Origin of the sequence: Marinobacter salexigens (assembly GCF_018860765.1) — a bacterium.
Taxonomy (GTDB): Bacteria; Pseudomonadota; Gammaproteobacteria; order Pseudomonadales; family Oleiphilaceae; genus Marinobacter; species Marinobacter salexigens_A.
On sequence record NZ_JAHKPV010000001.1, the window covers coordinates 769,536 to 786,926 of the forward strand.

At 53.8% G+C, this 17,391-nt stretch carries 13 protein-coding genes; 2 read left to right on the forward strand and 11 right to left on the reverse strand.

Annotated features, from left to right (window positions below; translation table 11 throughout):
* Positions 1–71 precede the first annotated feature (71 nt).
* A complete protein-coding gene (locus KO508_RS03490) occupies positions 72–497 on the forward strand; it encodes a thioesterase family protein (protein WP_216006921.1) in 426 nt (141 codons plus the stop codon).
* Here KO508_RS03490 and KO508_RS03495 read toward each other — a convergent pair.
* The 5 genes from KO508_RS03495 to KO508_RS03515 all read right to left on the reverse strand — a co-directional run bounded on the left by KO508_RS03495 (position 483) and on the right by KO508_RS03515 (position 6,231).
* On the reverse strand, positions 483–1,775 hold the full coding sequence (locus KO508_RS03495; RefSeq protein ID WP_216007321.1) for an MATE family efflux transporter: 1,293 nt from the start codon (positions 1,773–1,775) through the stop codon (positions 483–485). The two genes, KO508_RS03490 and KO508_RS03495, sit on opposite strands and share 15 nt — an antisense overlap.
* Before the next feature lie 310 nt (positions 1,776–2,085).
* On the reverse strand, positions 2,086–2,583 hold the full coding sequence (tpx, locus tag KO508_RS03500; protein ID WP_216006922.1) for a thiol peroxidase: 498 nt from the start codon (positions 2,581–2,583) through the stop codon (positions 2,086–2,088).
* A gap of 98 nt (positions 2,584–2,681) precedes the next feature.
* Positions 2,682–3,902, reverse strand: coding sequence for a Bcr/CflA family multidrug efflux MFS transporter (locus KO508_RS03505; protein ID WP_216006923.1), 1,221 nt, complete (start codon positions 3,900–3,902; stop codon positions 2,682–2,684).
* 219 nt (positions 3,903–4,121) lie between these two features.
* On the reverse strand, positions 4,122–5,033 hold the full coding sequence (locus KO508_RS03510; protein WP_216006924.1) for a LysR family transcriptional regulator: 912 nt from the start codon (positions 5,031–5,033) through the stop codon (positions 4,122–4,124).
* A 46-nt stretch (positions 5,034–5,079) separates the two neighbouring features.
* Positions 5,080–6,231: an alpha/beta fold hydrolase gene (locus KO508_RS03515; RefSeq protein ID WP_216006925.1), complete on the reverse strand. Its 1,152-nt coding sequence runs from the start codon at positions 6,229–6,231 to the stop codon at positions 5,080–5,082.
* A gap of 167 nt (positions 6,232–6,398) precedes the next feature.
* Here KO508_RS03515 and KO508_RS03520 point away from each other — a divergent pair, with 167 nt between their 5' ends.
* Entirely contained in the window at positions 6,399–7,292 is an 894-nt protein-coding gene (locus tag KO508_RS03520) for an acyltransferase (protein ID WP_216007322.1), read from the forward strand.
* A gap of 15 nt (positions 7,293–7,307) precedes the next feature.
* Here KO508_RS03520 and KO508_RS03525 read toward each other — a convergent pair whose 3' ends face one another.
* The 6 genes from KO508_RS03525 to KO508_RS03550 all read right to left on the reverse strand — a co-directional run bounded on the left by KO508_RS03525 (position 7,308) and on the right by KO508_RS03550 (position 17,369).
* Entirely contained in the window at positions 7,308–9,341 is a 2,034-nt protein-coding gene (locus tag KO508_RS03525; RefSeq protein WP_216006926.1) for a ribonuclease R family protein, read from the reverse strand.
* A 70-nt stretch (positions 9,342–9,411) separates the two neighbouring features.
* Positions 9,412–11,130, reverse strand: a complete 1,719-nt coding sequence (locus tag KO508_RS03530) for a sensor domain-containing diguanylate cyclase (RefSeq protein ID WP_216006927.1) — start codon at positions 11,128–11,130, stop codon at positions 9,412–9,414.
* Between the two features lie 391 nt (positions 11,131–11,521).
* A complete protein-coding gene (locus tag KO508_RS03535) occupies positions 11,522–14,149 on the reverse strand; it encodes a heavy metal translocating P-type ATPase (protein ID WP_216006928.1) in 2,628 nt (875 codons plus the stop codon).
* A 6-nt stretch (positions 14,150–14,155) separates the two neighbouring features.
* A complete protein-coding gene (locus KO508_RS03540; RefSeq protein WP_216006929.1) occupies positions 14,156–14,587 on the reverse strand; it encodes a MerR family transcriptional regulator in 432 nt (143 codons plus the stop codon).
* A 223-nt stretch (positions 14,588–14,810) separates the two neighbouring features.
* The gene (locus KO508_RS03545) at positions 14,811–15,131 is read right to left on the reverse strand and encodes a hypothetical protein (protein WP_216006930.1); all 321 of its coding nucleotides are present in this window, start codon (positions 15,129–15,131) and stop codon (positions 14,811–14,813) included.
* A 69-nt stretch (positions 15,132–15,200) separates the two neighbouring features.
* Complete coding sequence (locus KO508_RS03550) at positions 15,201–17,369, reverse strand: EAL domain-containing protein (RefSeq protein ID WP_216007323.1); 2,169 nt, start codon at positions 17,367–17,369, stop codon at positions 15,201–15,203.
* Positions 17,370–17,391 lie beyond the last annotated feature (22 nt).

Below are 17,391 nucleotides of genomic sequence, written 5' to 3' on the forward strand. Positions count from 1 at the left end.
AGGTGAGCACGCGCGTACGAAAGAGTATCATCCACCGTCGCATCCATAATTTTGCTACACAGGTATCTGAAGTGGCCCGAATTAAACTCTCCTTCCCAGACGACGTTTTCTGTTTTGAAACCCTTATGCAGGTTCGTACAACAGACATTAATGGCGCTAACCATCTGGGCAACGATGCTTTGGTTTCAATACTCTCGGAAGCGCGAGCCCAGTTTTTGATTGGTTATGATATTCCTGAAAGCGATAGCGGCGGCGAGGGCATTATTGTGACCGATTTGGCCACTATGTATCAGTCGGAGTCTTTTTTTCCGGAGATGCTGCGCTTTGAAGTGGGGGTGATGGACTTCAATAAATACGGCGGAGACTTTGTGTTCCGGGTAACCAAGGTGGAGAGCGGCCAGCCTGTTGCTTTGGCAAAATATGGGTTTGTGTTTTTTGATTACCTAACGAAGAAGGTGGTGCCCATGCCGGAGAGCTTTCGGTCACGCTTTGCCTGATTTGTTTCCGCTTTTGCGGAGGTGCTTCATGCCGGTTCGGTAGAAGCTGTACGCCATGATGCCGGCAAACAGGTTACCCACCAATGCACCACTCATCAGCCCATATATGCCGTTGAGTTGGCTACCCAGCCACAGCAGCGGTAGGAAGCACAGAAACAACCGCAAGGATGAAACGAGCAGTGCCCGTAAAGCGAGGCCAAGAGCATTGCATACTGAGACCATCAGCATGCACACGCCAAGGCCACTATAGCTGAGCGGTACGCGAATAAGGTATGCCCCCAGAATTTCCTGTACCTGTTGATCGCTGCTGAATAGATCAGAGACGAGGCCAGAGGCGATTAGCCAGAGCAAGCCAATGGCCAGTTGCCACCCCACCGCAAAACGCACTGCAATCCGAACTAGCTTGCGGATCTGTTCTATCTCGCCTGCGCCTAGCATGCGGCCGATCATGGGTGGCATGGACATGGTGAGCGCGAGCACCACCACAATCGAGAAAAATTCCAAACGTGTCCCCAGACCCCAGGCTGCAACCGCAGCGGAGCCAAAGCCAGCGACCATGGCCGTTGCCAGCATGGCGGAAACAGGCGGCATAAGCTGGCTCACCATGGCGGGCGCCATAATGCTATTGAGCTGTTTCAAGGCGCGCCCCAGGGCGAGTTCGCGAAGGTCGAATCTAGCCCAGCCTCGCTTCAGCAGTTTTGGATAGATGAAAAGGCAGCCAATTCCAAAGGAGGTCACTGTGGCCCAAGCGGCGCCCGGTAGGCCCCAATCAAAAATGAAAATATACAGTGGATCCAGGGCGATGTTGGCGAGGCTGGTAGCGACCATCATGTAACCTGGCAGTTTGGTGTCGCCATGGGAGCGACAAATGCTGTATCCGAAGTATAAAAATGCGCCGATCCATGCAGAAAATAGCCAGGGCACCCAGTAGCTGCGCACCATTGGGAGCAGTGTGTTGTCTGCTCCTAATGCGCTCATGATGGGGCTTTGAAGAAGCCACAGGCCAACACATAGAAGGAGCACCAAGGCACTACCAACAGTGATGACCAGCCCGGCTAGGCGAAAGGCACGTAGTTCGTCACCCATGCCGAGCGTTCGCGAGATGATGGCCGTGGTGGCAATGCCAAGGCCTACTTGTAGGCCGATGATGAGCTGGTGCATGGGCAGTGTGAAGCCCAAAGCGGCCAGCGGGTCTCGGCCAAGCTGGCCGATAAAGGCGCTGTCTGCGAGCTGGAATGTCATGAGTGAGAGAACGCCAAACAGCATGGGCCAAGTCATGTGGTACAGCTGGCGGCGAAGGCTGACGGTTTGGGTGGTGTTGCTCACGGGTTTGGGGTGACGCCTTCGTGTTGGATTGGGATTGGGAGTCTAACAGGTTTGTTCTTTGTATTCGGTGTAGGTCCAGCGGGCAGGCAGGCTTTCCCAGACACGCCGTGAACCCATCCTTGGGGGCTTGGCATTGCCATCCTTGGCAATGCACAGTCTGGGAAAGCCTGCCCGCCCGCTGGACTTCGTGCCCTGCTATAGCCTACAGAACGCTACTTTTTAAAGTGCTTGGGCCAGTTTCAGGCTGATTGAAGATTCGCGGTTATAGAACCTTCAGTGCTGCGTCGTAATCCGGCTCGTCGTGGATTTCGCTGACGAGTTGGCTGTGGATGACTTTGTTGTCTTCATCCAGAACCACCACAGCGCGGGCGCAGAGTCCGGCCAGTGGGCCGTCTTGGATGGCTACGCCATAGTCCTGTTGGAAGCTGTAGTTGCGGAAGGTGGAGAGGGTAATCACGTTTTCGAGCCCCTCTGCACCACAGAAACGGGCTGCCGCGAAGGGTAGGTCTGCGGAGATAACCAGTACAACGGTGTTGTCCAGACCACCGGCTTTCTCGTTGAATTTACGAGTTGAAGCAGCACATACGCCGGTGTCGATGCTGGGGATGATGTTCAGGATTTTGCGTTTGCCAGCCCAGCTTTCGAGTTTCACTTCTTCCAAGCCGCTGTTGGTGAGCGTGAACGGTTGTGCTGTGTCATCGTTCTGCGGAAATTTTCCGCTCAGTTCAATGGGGTTGCCTTCGAGAGTGACTGTGCTCATGAATTGCTCCTTTAAAGATACGGATATGTTCGGTAACAGCTTACTCTGTTTAGTTCATTTTGGATGAGTTTGCATCCCGTTGAACAGTATCAAGGTAACTATCTGCTGGATACCGTTTGCGGTTCGAAGCCGGGAGCTGGGTGGCGTTGAACCAGCAGCAGGTAGCTGCCTAGAGACAAAGCGGCACAGGAGGCAATGATGGCTGCCATCACCAGTGAGGTGCCGTCATGCAGGTGGCCCACGAGTACGCCTGCGCAGGCGGCAATGGCCATCTGGGCAAAGCCGAATAGGGCTGAAGCAGACCCTGCCATACGCGGGAAGTTGGCCATGGCACCTGCCATGGTCTGCGGCATGACCATGCCGGTGCCTGCCATAAACAGAGCCTGCGGCAGGATAACTGCCCATACACTAAAAACTTCGGCCAGTGCCAAGGCCACCATTAAGCTACCTCCTGCAACGGCTAAGATCAGCCCGCGCACCAGTATTTGATCTGGCACTAAGTGGCTGCCAAGGCGTATGGCTGCGAGGTTGCCGGTTATATAGCCAACCACGATGCCAGCGAAATACAGGCCAAACTGTTGCGGTGGAACTTCAAGGAAATCAATCAGCACGAACGATGAGCCGGAAAGAAACGCAAACAGCCCGGAGAACAGCAGGGCGTTGGTGAGGGTATAGCCAAGAAAGCTGATGTCGGTGCCTATGGTGCGATAGTTTCGCAGCAGGCTGCAGAGTTTCAGTGGCTGGCGGTATTCCGGGCGCATGGGCTCAGGTATACCGAAGGCGACTACGACCGCCATGATTAGGGCGTAGCCACCTAGTGCGAGGAATATTGAGTGCCAACCCAACCCTGCCACCATTAGGCCGCCTAGCGTGGGTGCTATGGCGGGTGCTAATGCCATGATGCTGGCAAGAAGTGCCATGATTTTTGCGGCTTCGCGGGGTGTATAGATATCGCGGATGGCTGCGCGGCCCAGTACCGGCCCGGCGGATCCGCCGAGTGCTTGCAAAAAGCGGCAGAGGATAAGGGTTTCGATGTTGCTAGCGAGTGCGCAGCCGATGCTGGCGATGGCGAACAGTACGAAGCCGCCAATCATGATGGGCTTGCGACCAAAGCGGTCAGCTAAAGGGCCACACACTAGCTGCGCTATGGCAAAGCCAGCCATGTAGAGGCTGAGGGTGAGCTGAACCTGACTGGTACCGGTGCCAAAATCATTGCCGATTTGCGGCAGTGCCGGCAAATACATATCCGTGGCCAGCGGCCCGAGAGCGACGGCGGCAGCGAGTAGTATGGTTGTCCATATACTGGTGAGTGCTAGCATCTACTATCCATACCTTGGGGGTGGCGATTGAGGGGGCGAGGCTTCCAAAACACGCTGTGAATACGTCCGTGTACGCTTGGCTACGCCATCCATGGCTCCGCACAGTTTTGGAAGCCTCGCCCCCTCAATCGCAGTCAACTTTGGAGTGGATTCTAGGGGGAGGCTTGCGAAAAAATAACAGGGGCGCTGCTCATAGCATATATGAGCAAAACAGATGGGTTAGTCGTTCAGGCCATTCATGGTGGCGGCTACGGTGTTTATCTGGTTTCTCAGCCAGCGGTGCGCCGGGTCGTTTTGGTTGCGGCGGTGCCACACCATCAGCAGGGTAAAAGGGTTGAAAGTGAAGGGCAGAGGTACCCAGGAAAAATCCCGAAGTAAGTGTTTGCTCATGCGCTCAGGCGCGGTAACCAGCATGTCAGTGCCCCGGAGGAATTCCGGTAGGCCGGAGAAGTTGGATACGGTAATAACGTTACGGCGGGTTAGGCCGCGGGCAGATAAACCGGCTTCTAGGGCGGGCTTTTCTCCGGTGCCGAATACCAATGCTATGTGGTCGGCTTTCAGGTAATCGGTAACTGTTTCCGGCGCTTCTCGCTGGCTTGGGTCGTAAAAAACCACCATGCGGTCGCCCATCAGCCCTCGTTGCATAATGTCGGTGGCTTCCGGGGCGTGGGGGGAGATGATCAGGTCGCAGATGTTTTTGCGCAGCATGTCTGCCGTGGGAATACCGGAGGCAATGACCTGCAGCGTAACGCCAGGCGCTTGTAGGCGCAGGCGCTGCATGAGTTTTGGGAGCAGCATGTCTCGCTCGTAGTCGTTGGCGGCGATGATGAACGAGATTTCGGTGGTTTCTGGCGTGAAGGGTGGGCCAGAGGACAGGGAGTGCAGGTCATCCAGAATCTGGCGAATGTGGGAGCCGGCTTGCACTGCAAAGCGCGTGGGTGTGATGCCGCGCCCGGATTTAACGAATAGAGGGTCACCTAAAGCTTTACGCAGGCGGTCCAGAGTATGGCTTACAGCCGACTGGCTAACCCCAAGCTTAACGGCCGCCCGCGATACACTGCCCTCATCAAGAACCGTGACAAAGGTATGGAGCGCGCGGATATCAAGATTGAATGTATCAATAAGGTTCATGGGTAGCAGTGTAATTCACAACTGCCGTTGCCGGAACCTCGTGCCATCAATCAGAACGTTGAGCCAACCACTCTGCGATTTCCAGCCAGCTTTCAGCGGGCGCTTTGCTACCAGCCAGAATGCCCATGTGTCCGCCATGGGTTACGCGGAAGGTCTTGTCCACGGAGCTGACATGCCCCATCAAGCTCTTAGCTGCACCCGGTGTCACCATGGTGTCTTCGCTGCCTGCTATGGCAAATAAGTTGGCGTTGAAGTTGTTCAACTGTACGCGATCATCCCCAATCTGAACTGCGCCACGGGACAACTGGTTGTCGATCCAAATACGAACAACTGTGTCCTGAACAACTCCGCCAGGGTAGGCCACCATGCGGTCAAGAAAGGCAGAGGTTGTGGCATGGCTGGTTACAAACTCCCGATCTCCCAGCCGGACAATCAGCTCCCAGTAACCCATAAAGCTGCCAATAGGGTTGGTGAGTTTGAAGCCAATAGTGTTGGCCCAACCCGGACTGTGGAACCAATGCGGCCGGAGGTTGTGAAGCTTGAATCCGGTGCGTTTGTGAATTGAGTTGGACACATCGGCCAAGCGCTGATTCAGCAGTCCGAGAATGCCCGAAGCATGGCTATCGATAGGTGACCCCAACACGATGGCGTTACGCACATGCTGGTCTTTGCTCAGGGCCGAATAAAACAACGTAAACATGCCGCCCATGCTCCAACCGTGCAGCGATAGTTTCTGTTGGCCACTGTGTTCACGCACTCTGTCTAGAGAGGCGGGCAGGAGTTCAGCTACGTATGTGTGGAGGTTGTAATGGCTGTGCGCCCGCGTGGGTTTACCCCAGTCAATAAGGTACACCTCAAAACCTTTTGCACGCAGAAATCTTACCAAACTGCGCTGGGGGAAAAGGTCGTAAATCAGCATGTTCACAGCCAAAGGTGGAACGATAACCACAGGCGTTCGATGACTTTGCCTTTCAACAGGAATCGTCATGTCATCCAGTTCGATGAAATCTTCTTGCAGAGGGGGGTAGTAACGCAGGCTAACCAGCCCATCGGAGTAGAGCACGTCGAAAGGCGTTTGCCCTGCCTGCACGAGACTGGAGGCACGAAATACGCGATCGAAAGCATTGCCAGCATAGTGCGTTGTTTGCTTAGCCAATTCTGCTGCTTTCTCGGTCGCGGCTTTGATAAAGTCAGGCATTAAAAGCATCCATGGTAAAAAAGTAAGGCTATCGTGCAGCGCTTGGCCGCGCTATGGCAGTGCTGTCACTTCTGGCTGGCAGTCTGGTCACAATCAGCCACTGCCCATCGCAGGTGGTGATTGGTATGATTGCCCACCACTGGTTAAATAATCACAACAGGAAACCTATGCTCAGCTTCCTACCCGCTCCCGTTATCGGCGTAATCAACTCTATTCTGTTGGCAATCAATACGCTGTTTTGGTGTTTATTGCTCTATATTCCAGCGTTGTTGAAGCTCATTATCCCCCATAAGGGCTTCCGGGTTCTGTGTACCCGCGTCATTATCTGGATTTCGGAATCCTGGGTGGCGTGCAATACCGGTTGGATGAAGCTAACCCATGGTACGCAATGGCAGGTTACCGGCGCGGAAAACTTGCGCCGTGAAAGTTGGTACCTAGTGCTTAGTAATCATCAGAGCTGGGTGGATATTTTTGCCATGCAGCGGGTGTTTAACCGCCGTGCGCCTTTTTTGAAGTTTTTTTTGAAGCAACAGCTTATATGGGTACCGGTTATCGGGCTGGCTTGGTGGGGGTTGGATTTCCCGTTTATGAAGCGGTATACCCGAGAGTATTTGATCAAACACCCGGAGAAACGTGGCGAAGACCTGAAAGCCACCCGTCGTGCCTGCGAGAAGTTTCGCTACACCCCCGTGAGCGTCATGAACTTTGTAGAGGGCACCCGGTTTACCCCGGCAAAACACGAGAAACAAAAATCACGCTACAAGCACCTGCTTACCCCCAAAGCCGGTGGTGCCGCTTTCGTACTGGACACCATGGGTGATTCGATTCAGACGCTGGTTGATGTAACCATTGCCTACCCTGGCGGGGCACCGTCATTCTGGGACTTTATTTGCGGCCGGGTGAAGGAAGTGAAAATGGAAATTCATACTGTGACCATCCCAGAGCACCTTAAGGGCCGGGATTATGCCACTGATGCGGAACATAGGCGTAACGTGAAAAACTGGCTGGCGGAGCAGTGGCAGGCTAAGGATGCCCGCCTAGAGGAAATGCTCCGCCCATAGCCCTCGCGAGCGGCGTCAGCGCTTGCTGTCGCCGCTCTCCAGTGCATTCTCTTGCCCTTCTTCTATTGCGCCTTCCTTACCAGATCCTTTTGGCTTTTCATCCGCTTCAACAAGCTTGAAGTTGATCTGCCGACGCTCCTCTTCCACGCCTGAAAAGCTCACTTTAACCGTCTGATCAAGCTGGAAAATGCGCCCGTTTTTGTTGTGAATCAGGCGCAGGGTGACCGGATCAAAGCTGTACTTACCGTTAAGATCTTTGCAGCTAACAAAGCCTTCGAGACCATTGGCTTCCAAACGAACAAAGAATCCTGCTGGAATTGTTCGGCTGATGACACCCTCCATAGGTTCATCACTGAGGGTTTTGGCGAAGTCGCTCTTCAGCCAAGTTTCCAGATTATTGGCCGCCTGACGCGCTTTGAACTGGGTCGACTGAAGCGCCAGCAGTTGCGCGCTGCTCAGTGTCTTCAAGGGGGTGTCCCAGAGTGCTGATTTGATCACCCGGTGGACATACAAATCAGAATACTTGCGCAAGGGCGATGTAAACGTGGTGTAGGCATTCAGCCCCATACCTTGATGAGGTGCTGCAGTAAACGCTAGCTCCGCCCGCGCCAATTGGCGTGAAAGAATGGCCTTCACCGGCACATCCGCTTCCAAGTCTGCTGTTTTTTTCATCAGCGCTTTGAAGCCTTCTGGTTTAGTGGCATCTATATCCGCCAAGTGCGGTGCATAGCCTTCGATTAGCGCTCGAACATTGTCGGCGCGATCGTCCCGCAGTCCGGAGTGTTGGATGAACAAGCCTGAAGGCTGTTTGGTCAGAAAGTCTGCAGCGCAGCGATTAGCTGCAACCATGCATTCTTCTACCAGACGATGAGCCTCGTTCTGGATGGAAGGTTCGATGGCGCGAATACGTCGGTTTTCATCCAGCCTTAGGCGGAACTCTGGCCGGTCGCCGCTCAGCAGAGCGTGCTCGCTGCGCCATTTTCGTAATGCCGTTGCAGCCTGATGTAGCTGATCCAAACTGTTACAAACTGAGTCTGGCAGTGCTTTTATGTCTTCGTCTTCACGCCCTTCAATAAGGTTTGAGACCAGATCGTAGCTGAGTTTGCCATGTGAGCGGATAACGGCCCTATGGAAGCTGTATTCACCCAAGCTGCCGTCGTTGTTGACCTGCAAATCGCACACGAGCGCTAGCCGCTTCACGTCAGGCATGAGTGAGCACAACCGGGTGCTGATAGCGTCTGGCAACATGGGCAGAGGTTCGCCCGGGAAATAAATGGCGGTCGCGCGCTTGAAGGCTTCAAATTCCGCCGCACTTTCTGACCCAATGACTGCAGACGGGTCGGCAATGGCAATGGATAGCGACCACCCTGTTGCGTTTGGTTCGGCCAGCAGTGCATCGTCCATGTCTTGGGTGGCCGGGCTGTCAATGGTTACGTAGGCGCGGTCTGTGCGGTCTTCACGGTCTGTTTCGAGGGCTTCAATGGCGGCCTCAGTCAGGCTTTCTGCTTGCTCCATTACGGCTGTTGGCCACGCGTCTGCCAAATCGAAGGTTGCCAGAGTCAGCGCGCGCTCAATACCTGGCTCCCCAGCTTTACCGATAACCCGCAGAACCTTGGCTTGGCCTTTCCCGTCTTTGATGGGGTGCTTGTGCATGCAGCAGTATAGATAGTCATCTGGCTCTGCGTTCATGCGCTCTTTTGGCGGAATAAAAATCCAGCGATTGATGCCGGGGGTTTCCGGCACCACAAAATGCCCTTTTCCTTTCACCAGATAACGCCCAACAAAGGTGCTTAGTCGGCTTTCAATCAGCTCGTCGATTAAACCTTGGGTTTTACCTTTTTCAACCTCCAGCTCGGTGACGTTAACTCTGTCACCCGGGAGCACTTTTTGCATTTCTTCCGGTGGCAGGAATAGATCCCGCCCTTCATCCAGTGCGACGAATCCGAAGCGGCCGTTGGTGGCTTTAACCGTTCCGGGGAAAACAACTTTGTTTTCCTCAATGTCAGACTTTAGCTGGCGCAGCTGGTTTAGAGCGTCGGCATTGAGCATGGGGTAACCTGACTGAAAAAATGAATGATGGAGCGGAGTATAACGGTTATGGCGGTACGAGTCAGACCTGTTACACGGAGCTAACTTCTGTATGTTCCGGGCTGTTGATGCAAACGCGGTTGCGGCCTTCGCTCTTGGCCCGATATAGGGCTTGATCGGAATTCCTCAAAATTTTGCCCATGTCGTCTCCGGGCTTTGAAAAATAGCCGCCAACGCTAACCGTTACCGGTGTGCCTGTTTTGCAGCTTTCTTGTTCAACGTTTGCGCGAATACGTTTGGCGATGTGTTCTAGCGTTGCTGGATCGCATGGGGAGAGCAAAATGACAAATTCATCACCACCCCAGCGTCCCGGATGGTCATAAGAACGCAGGCAGGCTTTTAGCCATAAGGCAACCCGGCAGAGAATTTCATCGCCAGCCTGATGGCCAAGCTGATCGTTGAATGACTTGAAGTGGTCGATGTCGAGCCAGACCACACCAAAACCGTTGCCTGATCGCTCTGCTCGCTGAATCTCATTATCCAGAGCTTCATCCAAGCCCCGACGGTTTTTCAGACCGGTGAGAGGGTCAACCCGGGCCAGTTCGTGCAGTTCATCGGTTCGCTGGGCAACCTTGTTTTCTAATTCCCGAGTAGAGTCACGCAAGCTGACAGTCATTTTTTCAAAGTGGTCAACAAGTCGGCCAATCTCGTTATCGGGTTTGTCCAAACGCGGTAGGATGAAGCTCCCGCTACGAACTTTCTCCACTGCGGCTTCCAGCCCGACAATGGGTTTTACGATACGCGACTGGATGATGAGGTGGAAGACAATCAGCGTGACTAGAAGGCTGGCGATAAACACAGCCACCAGTGGCCAAAGGTAGCTTTGTGGCAGCAGAGTGTTGAGGTCTAGCAGGGTGATTTCGAACCAACCAATAGCAGGTAAAAATGCCACGCCAGCCAGATGCTCACGGCCTTCTACAGTAACGAAGCCGCTTTCGACATGGCCCGCCTCGCCAGCGTTTTTCTTCAATAACTGCAGCATGCCGAGAATTTTCTGTTTATCTTCGGGGGCTTCAAACAGGAGGTCGACGGTATTTTTCTGGCCTTCAGGTTTTACAACACTGGCGAAATCAATGTAATTGCGATCCCGGTAGAGCTGAATGGCGCCATTGTAGTCGACAAATAGGGTGGTGATGCCCTCCTGATTGATATCGACAATATCTTGCAAAAACGTATCAAGATTCATCCCGGTGCCAACCATACCCACGATCCGCTTGTCAGCATCACGCATGAGAACATCAATCCAGAGCTTAGTGACGCCCAGTTCTGTATCGGGGTTCACATTGAGATGAAAATCTCGGCCCTCTTCGATTAGCTGGTAGAACCAAGCATCGTCAGGCTTTTCCGGATCCAGAACGTAACGGAACTGCTGGCCTGCAAACTCATCTTTTTCATTATTGAAGTAGTAGCGGCCGCTGTCTCTGAGCGCCACAAAATAGCTGTTATCTCGAAAATTGGTGCGGAAGCTCTCCATTTCGTAAATAGCATTCGTTTTCAGGGTTTCATTTTCGGGGGCAGTTGCCCAGTTAATCAGTGCTGTCGAGTCTGCCATTTGTCGGGCAAGGCCGATTTCGCGCTCAAGAGATTGCAGTAGGCGAGCGCTGTCGTAGCGAACCTGTATCTCCGCTACTTGACGCCCCCAGCGTTCAATCAAATCGGCGGAAAGCTCTCGGTAGGCCAGCCAGGAGGCACATGCAGCGACAATAATCAGGCCTGCGGCGAGGCTGAGAAACCGGGTTTTAAGACTCAAGAAACACTTGCTCCGTTTTCTTATGTGTCGGAGTCAATAGTAGTGCACTGTCGGGCTTGTGTGTAGAAAAGTAGGCCCGAAAGTGCTGAAAACTGTTGTGATTCATGACCGATGCTTTTGGGCATGGGTGCAGGCACTTGTGCATTCAGGCTCTAACCTACGAGTCAGTTGTGCTCGGAAAGAACTTTGGGTCGCCCATTTCCAAGCCGGGGGAGCCCACGGGGATACCGGGAACAGCTAGACCAATTCATGGTTTTCTTTCTTTAACGTGGTGTTCAATGGTGCCTGTGATCCTGTGCTGGTGCATCGCTATCTGTTGACGAAAGCCAGAACCACCACACTGTTGCGGCCATCAGGGCAAGCCCTGCGGCATTAACCAGTATTACTTCCATCAGTTCCGCTCCTCTTGTGGCGTTTGGCTTGGCGCTTGAGCCGGTTTATGGCTGGTTTTAAACAGGCGCAGCCGGTTGGCATTGGTCACAACGGTTACTGACGACAGCGACATGGCCGCGCCAGCGAGAATCGGGCTCATCAAAATGCCCCAAACCGGGTACAGCAGGCCGGCGGCAACGGGAATGCCTAGGGTGTTATAAACAAAAGCGCCAAACAGGTTTTGGTGAATGTTTTTCACGGTAGCCCGGGAGATTTCTATGGCATCCGGCACACCGTGCAAAGAGCCCCGCATCAGCGTAATGGCCGCGCTTTCGATGGCGACGTCTGTGCCTGTGCCTATGGCGAAGCCCACATCGGCAGCCGCCAGCGCAGGAGCGTCGTTGATGCCGTCGCCCACCATGGCAACCGTGTAGCCTTTGCCGCGCATTTCATTCACCACATCGGCCTTGTCTTCCGGTAGCACTTCGGCGCGGTAATCGTCGATACCCGCCTTTGCGGCAATGGCTTTGGCTGTGGCGTCTATATCGCCGGTAACCATCATTACCCGTATACCCGCATCGTGTAGGCGCCGAATGGCGGCCTCTGAATCCGCTTTAATCGCATCGGCAACGCCCATAACGCCCAGTAATTCAGTGCCTCGGGCAAGAAGCAAGGGTGTCCCAGCTTGCTCGGTAATGGAGCTCTCTGCATCACTCAGGCTATCCAATGATATGCCTTCGGCCTCCAGCCAGCGGCGGTTACCCAAGCGAATCTTGTCACCTTCATACTCGCCAGCCACGCCTTTGCCATTCAGCGCTTCGAAACCAGTCACTTTAAGCGGCTGTGCGCGTTGTTCCTTTGCTTTGTTAACAATGGCTTCTGCAAGCGGGTGCTCGGAATGCTGCTCCAAGCCCGCAGCTAGTCCCAGAAGCTGTTGTTCATCGCCATTTACCGCATGCACGCTGGTCACCGCCGGATGACCTTCGGTGATGGTGCCGGTTTTGTCTAGAATCACTAAATCCAGCTTGCCAGCTGTTTGCAGGGCATCCCCCTGACGAATCAGGGCGCCGTATTCCGCTGCCTTACCAACACCCACCATCACCGACATAGGTGTAGCCAGCCCCAAAGCACAGGGGCAGGCAATAATCAGTACGGTGGTGGCTGCAACCATCATGTGCGCAACCGCGGGCTCAGGGCCAACGTTGTACCAGACCAGCGCGGCGGCGATGGCAATCAACATAACACTGGGTACGAACACCGATGATATTTTGTCTGCCAGACGCCCGATGGCAGGTTTCGAGCCTTGCGCCTTCTTCACCAAATGAATGATCTGAGCCAGCGCAGTGTCGCTACCCACCCGTGTGGCCTGATAAATAATTCCGCCGTGGGTATTGAGCGTACCGGCAGAAACATCATCATCCACGCCCTTGCTTACCGGCATGGGCTCACCCGTGAGCATGCTCTCGTCTATACGGGTGCTACCTTCAACAACGCGCCCGTCTACGGGCAAATTCTCACCGGGGCGAACCCGAATGTGGTCGCCTTTGCGCACGTCCTCCACCGGAATATCCTGCTCCTGCCCATCACGGATAACCCGCGCGGTTTTTGCCCGCAAATCCAACAGCCGACGCACAGCCTCGGACGTTTTGCCTTTTGCCCGCAGCTCCAAAGCCTGACCCAGATTGATCAAGCCGATAATCATGGAAGAAGCTTCAAAATACACATGCCGAGCCATCTCGGGTAAGGCATTGGGAATACTCACTACCATTATTGAGTACAGCCAGGCAGTCCCTGTACCCAGTGCAATGAGCGTATCCATATTGGCGTTGTGGTGCCGGAAGGCCTTCCAGGCCCCGCTATAGAAATGCCCACCTGTACCTGCCATAACCGCTAAAGTGAGAAACCCCAAACCCAGCCAAATGCCTTGATTCGACTCAGTTACCGTCATGGAGCCAAACCCCATGCCGTAGATCATCATGGCAACGCCTAGCCCCAAGCTAATCGCCATCTTCACCAGTAGAGTTTTATACCGCCTCTTGTCCTCCTCTTGCTTCTTTCCATCTGCGGCATCCGCGTCTTCAATCACACTGGCACCGTAACCAGAACTTTCTACGGCCTTAATCAGAGCCTGTGAATCCGACACCCCGGTTGCCGTAGCCGTGTTATCCGCAAGATTCATATGGGCATGGGTAACACCGGGCACCGATTTCAGTGCCTTCTCAATGGTATTCACACAGGAAGCGCAGGTGGCACCGGTAACAGCCAGATGTACCTCATCATCTCCGCGAGCCGGTTTCGGTTTTTCAGGTGCGCTCTCCGGAGATTTCTCCCGACCGCCTTCATCTACTGCTTTATCTGACGGAGTATCAACGGCGGCAGCCTTATCAACTTTGGACGCGCAGCAACTGGCAGGCCTCTCAGCAGCGGCCACCGGCTCTGCCGGGTACCCAATCTCTGTCACAACCCGGGCCGCCTCTTTGGCATCGACACCCTTCGGCAAGGACACCGTCTGATCCTCCAGACTAACCTCAACCAAATCCACGTCACCGGAGAGCGGCTCCAGAGCATTACGAATCTTCTTGGCGCAGCCCTGACAAGTGGCGCCGGAAATACTCAGAGTAGCTTTCAACACAGATTCTTCGCTCATAGTGATTTACTCCTCAACCTGCTTTGCGGGAGCCTGGTCATCCCAACGCTCAATCAACCGACAGATGGTGTGACCATCCGGCGTACCGTCGGGCATATCCTGCCAAGCGGCCAATGCTGTTTTCATACGCTTGCGCAACTGCTGCAACTCATCAATCTCGCGCTCCACGTCCGCCAGCCGCTGCTGAAACACATCCCGAACCATGGGGCAGGGCGAGTGATGATCATCCGCCTGATCCAAAATCTGCCGAACCTCGGGCAATGAAAACCCCAACTGTCGCGCCTTGCGGGCAAAACGCAAACGGCGAAGATCCTCAGCGTCGTAATGCTGATAATTGTTATCCGGATTCCGAGTAGGTTTGAGCAACCCTTCCCGTGTATAAAAACGCACGGTGTCCGGATTAACCCCAGCAGCAGTAGCAAGTTCTTTAACTTTCATATTTAGCAGCACCGCCAAATTCCAAGGAGCGGCGGTATGGAAGGCCTGTCCGAAAATGCTCGGAGCCAGGGAAGGCGGAGAGCAAGCGTACACGGACGTATTCACAGCGGTTTTCGGACAGGCCTTCCTCACCGTCGCGGCTATCACCGAAGTAGGATAGCTGAGCGTGTAGAAGATTTAAGGATAGCCTAAAACCTATGACCTACTCACAGGTCAAAGGTTTTCAGGAAGAGGAGCCTTTCGCCCGAAGGAAGGTACCGCAACTTTTGCACTGATCAGGCGCCATCAACTTAGCCTGCCAGCCAATCTTCACGCCACAAGCCGGACAGGCCAGACGCAACTGCAAAACAATAATGGGAGTAACCAAAGCCACAAGCAGAAGCCCCAAAGGTCCCCAACTTTCGCCACTGGAAAGCCCAAGCTGACTACTGAATACAAGAATAATAACCAGAGCCACAAACGCAAAAATGAAATAATTCCGATTCCAACGCTCCCAACTGCGAAGTTTGGCATCCTGTTCCGACGTCAAATAACCCGTGGCCATAAAATCTCACCTAAAAAATTCAATCACCGCCAATGCAATGGTGGAGGTCGCAGAAAGCAATTACAAACCTCAATCGACCATCGCACACTTCACAAGCTCACCGCTGGCCAGCGCCTTTTCCAGCTCTGCCGCTGGAACAGGGCGACTGATCAAAAAACCTTGAGCTATATTGCACCCCTGCCCCTTGAGAAAGTCCAACTGAGCCTGAGTCTCTACACCCTCGGCAACCACCTGCAAGCCCAGATTTTGGGCGAGATTAATCACCGCCCGGGTGATCACAGCATCATCGTGGCGCTCAGTCACCTCCGTGATGAACGAACGGTCTATTTTCAGAAGGTCCACGGGGAAGTCTTTCAAATACGCCAGAGAAGAATATCCCACTCCGAAATCATCAATCGCCAGTTGCACCCCTAAGTCATGCAAGCGGAACAACTGATCCCGATTGTGCTCAATGTTCTGAATGAAAATCTCCTCCGTAAGCTCTACTTCCAAATGATCGGCTGCGATACCCTCGCCATTCAGAGTGTCGCGTATGTGATCCACCAAATGGTCATTGTCTAATTCCCGCCCAGACAAGTTCACCGCCACTCGAAGATGCTCAAAAGGTGTGCCCTTCCAGGCTGCTAATTGACGGCAGGCGGCCATCACCACCCAGTGTCCGATGTCGGTAATTCGGCCATTTTCCTCTGCTAGCGGAATGAACTCTCCCGGCGCCAAGAGGCCTCTGCGGGGATGCTCCCAGCGGATAAGCGCCTCGACGCTGTTGACCTTGCTACTGTCCAGATTTAGTTGTGGTTGGTAATGCAGCACAAACTCATTGTTGGCAAGCGCCTGACTCAGGTCCTTTTCCAACTCCAGACGCATGACCTCCCGCTCCTGCATACCCTCGGTATAGAATTGGTAGGTATTGCGGCCCTGATCCTTGGCCCGGTACAGGGCGATATCGGCATTGCGCAACAGAGTATCTGCGTCCAGGCCGCTATGGGGGTAAACGGCAATGCCGAGGGTTGCGGTAATATTGTGAGTTTCGTTCTGGACCACGTAAGGCATTTCAAAACACTGTTTTATCTGGCCCAGTAAGTGGATGGTATCGTCAATATCCTCAACATACTGTTGGCAGATCATAAACTCGTCACCACCGGAATAGGCTACGGTAACGCACTCGTCACTGAGTTGGTTCAGGCGCCCGGCGACCTGAGCCAACAAGGCATCGCCAAACTGGTGCCCCAAAGAGTCGTTCAGCATTTGAAAGCGGTCGAGATCCAGCATCACAAATGCCACTTGCCGCTTATGGCGATCCGCAATAGTTAGCGCATGGGCCAGATCTTCCATAAAAAAGCGACGGTTTGCCAGACCGGTGAGAACGTCGGTGGACTCCAACCGTACCAAGTCTTGCTGTATAGCTTTGCGCTGGGCAATTTCCCCATCCAGCACGCGGCGCGTTGCTAGCAAATCCCGATTGCGTTTGAGTGTGAGTTGCAAGAGGAGTGTTGCGATACTGGCCACCAACCCTGTAAAAACAAGTGTAATGAAGATCCAGCGCGGCCAAGGGCTGGTTTGTTTGCTCACCCATGCCGGTGAAGGCTTAAGTGTTAGCTGCCAGTCCAGAGTTGGTAGGTCGATTGGTACGGTGTAGGACATGGAATCGCCGGTACTTTCAAAAACGCTTAATGCATAAATTTGAGCGCCTTTACTTAAGAGTTCAATGCGGAACATTGCCGGTTCCCGGGTTGCCAGCAGTTCGCTGGCCAGTGTTTCCATCCTAAAGACTGCGGCGATAAAACCATTGTTTTCTGGTCCGGCCCCCACCGGTGCATAGATAACAACGCCTTTGCCGCCTTGACGTAGCTCCAGTACGTCGGAAATATCAATGTCGCCCGAAAGCTTCGCAGTTTCGAGAGCCGTTCTACGTTCTTCGTTGAAGGCAACGTTGAAGCCAAGGATTGCGTTATTCAGTGAAGGGGGCTCGATCCAGCGGATAATATTGTTTCGGTCGATCCACTCGATCACAGAATAAATGCGATAGTCTTCTAAATAATTACGTACATCCTTCCGCCATTCGCTTTCCGGAGTCGTAGGATCCACTGCCAGCCGGTCGGCTATTCGTTGGATGGCTCCGGCATGAGCCAGAAACTCCCGCTCCAGATTGTTGGCCATGAGCTTGGTTTCGTTTTCGAGGTTGGCCTGAATCTGTCCGGTATATTGGTGAATCAGGCCCCAGCGGAGCCCGGATGCCATGGCAAGAAATAAAAGAAAGATC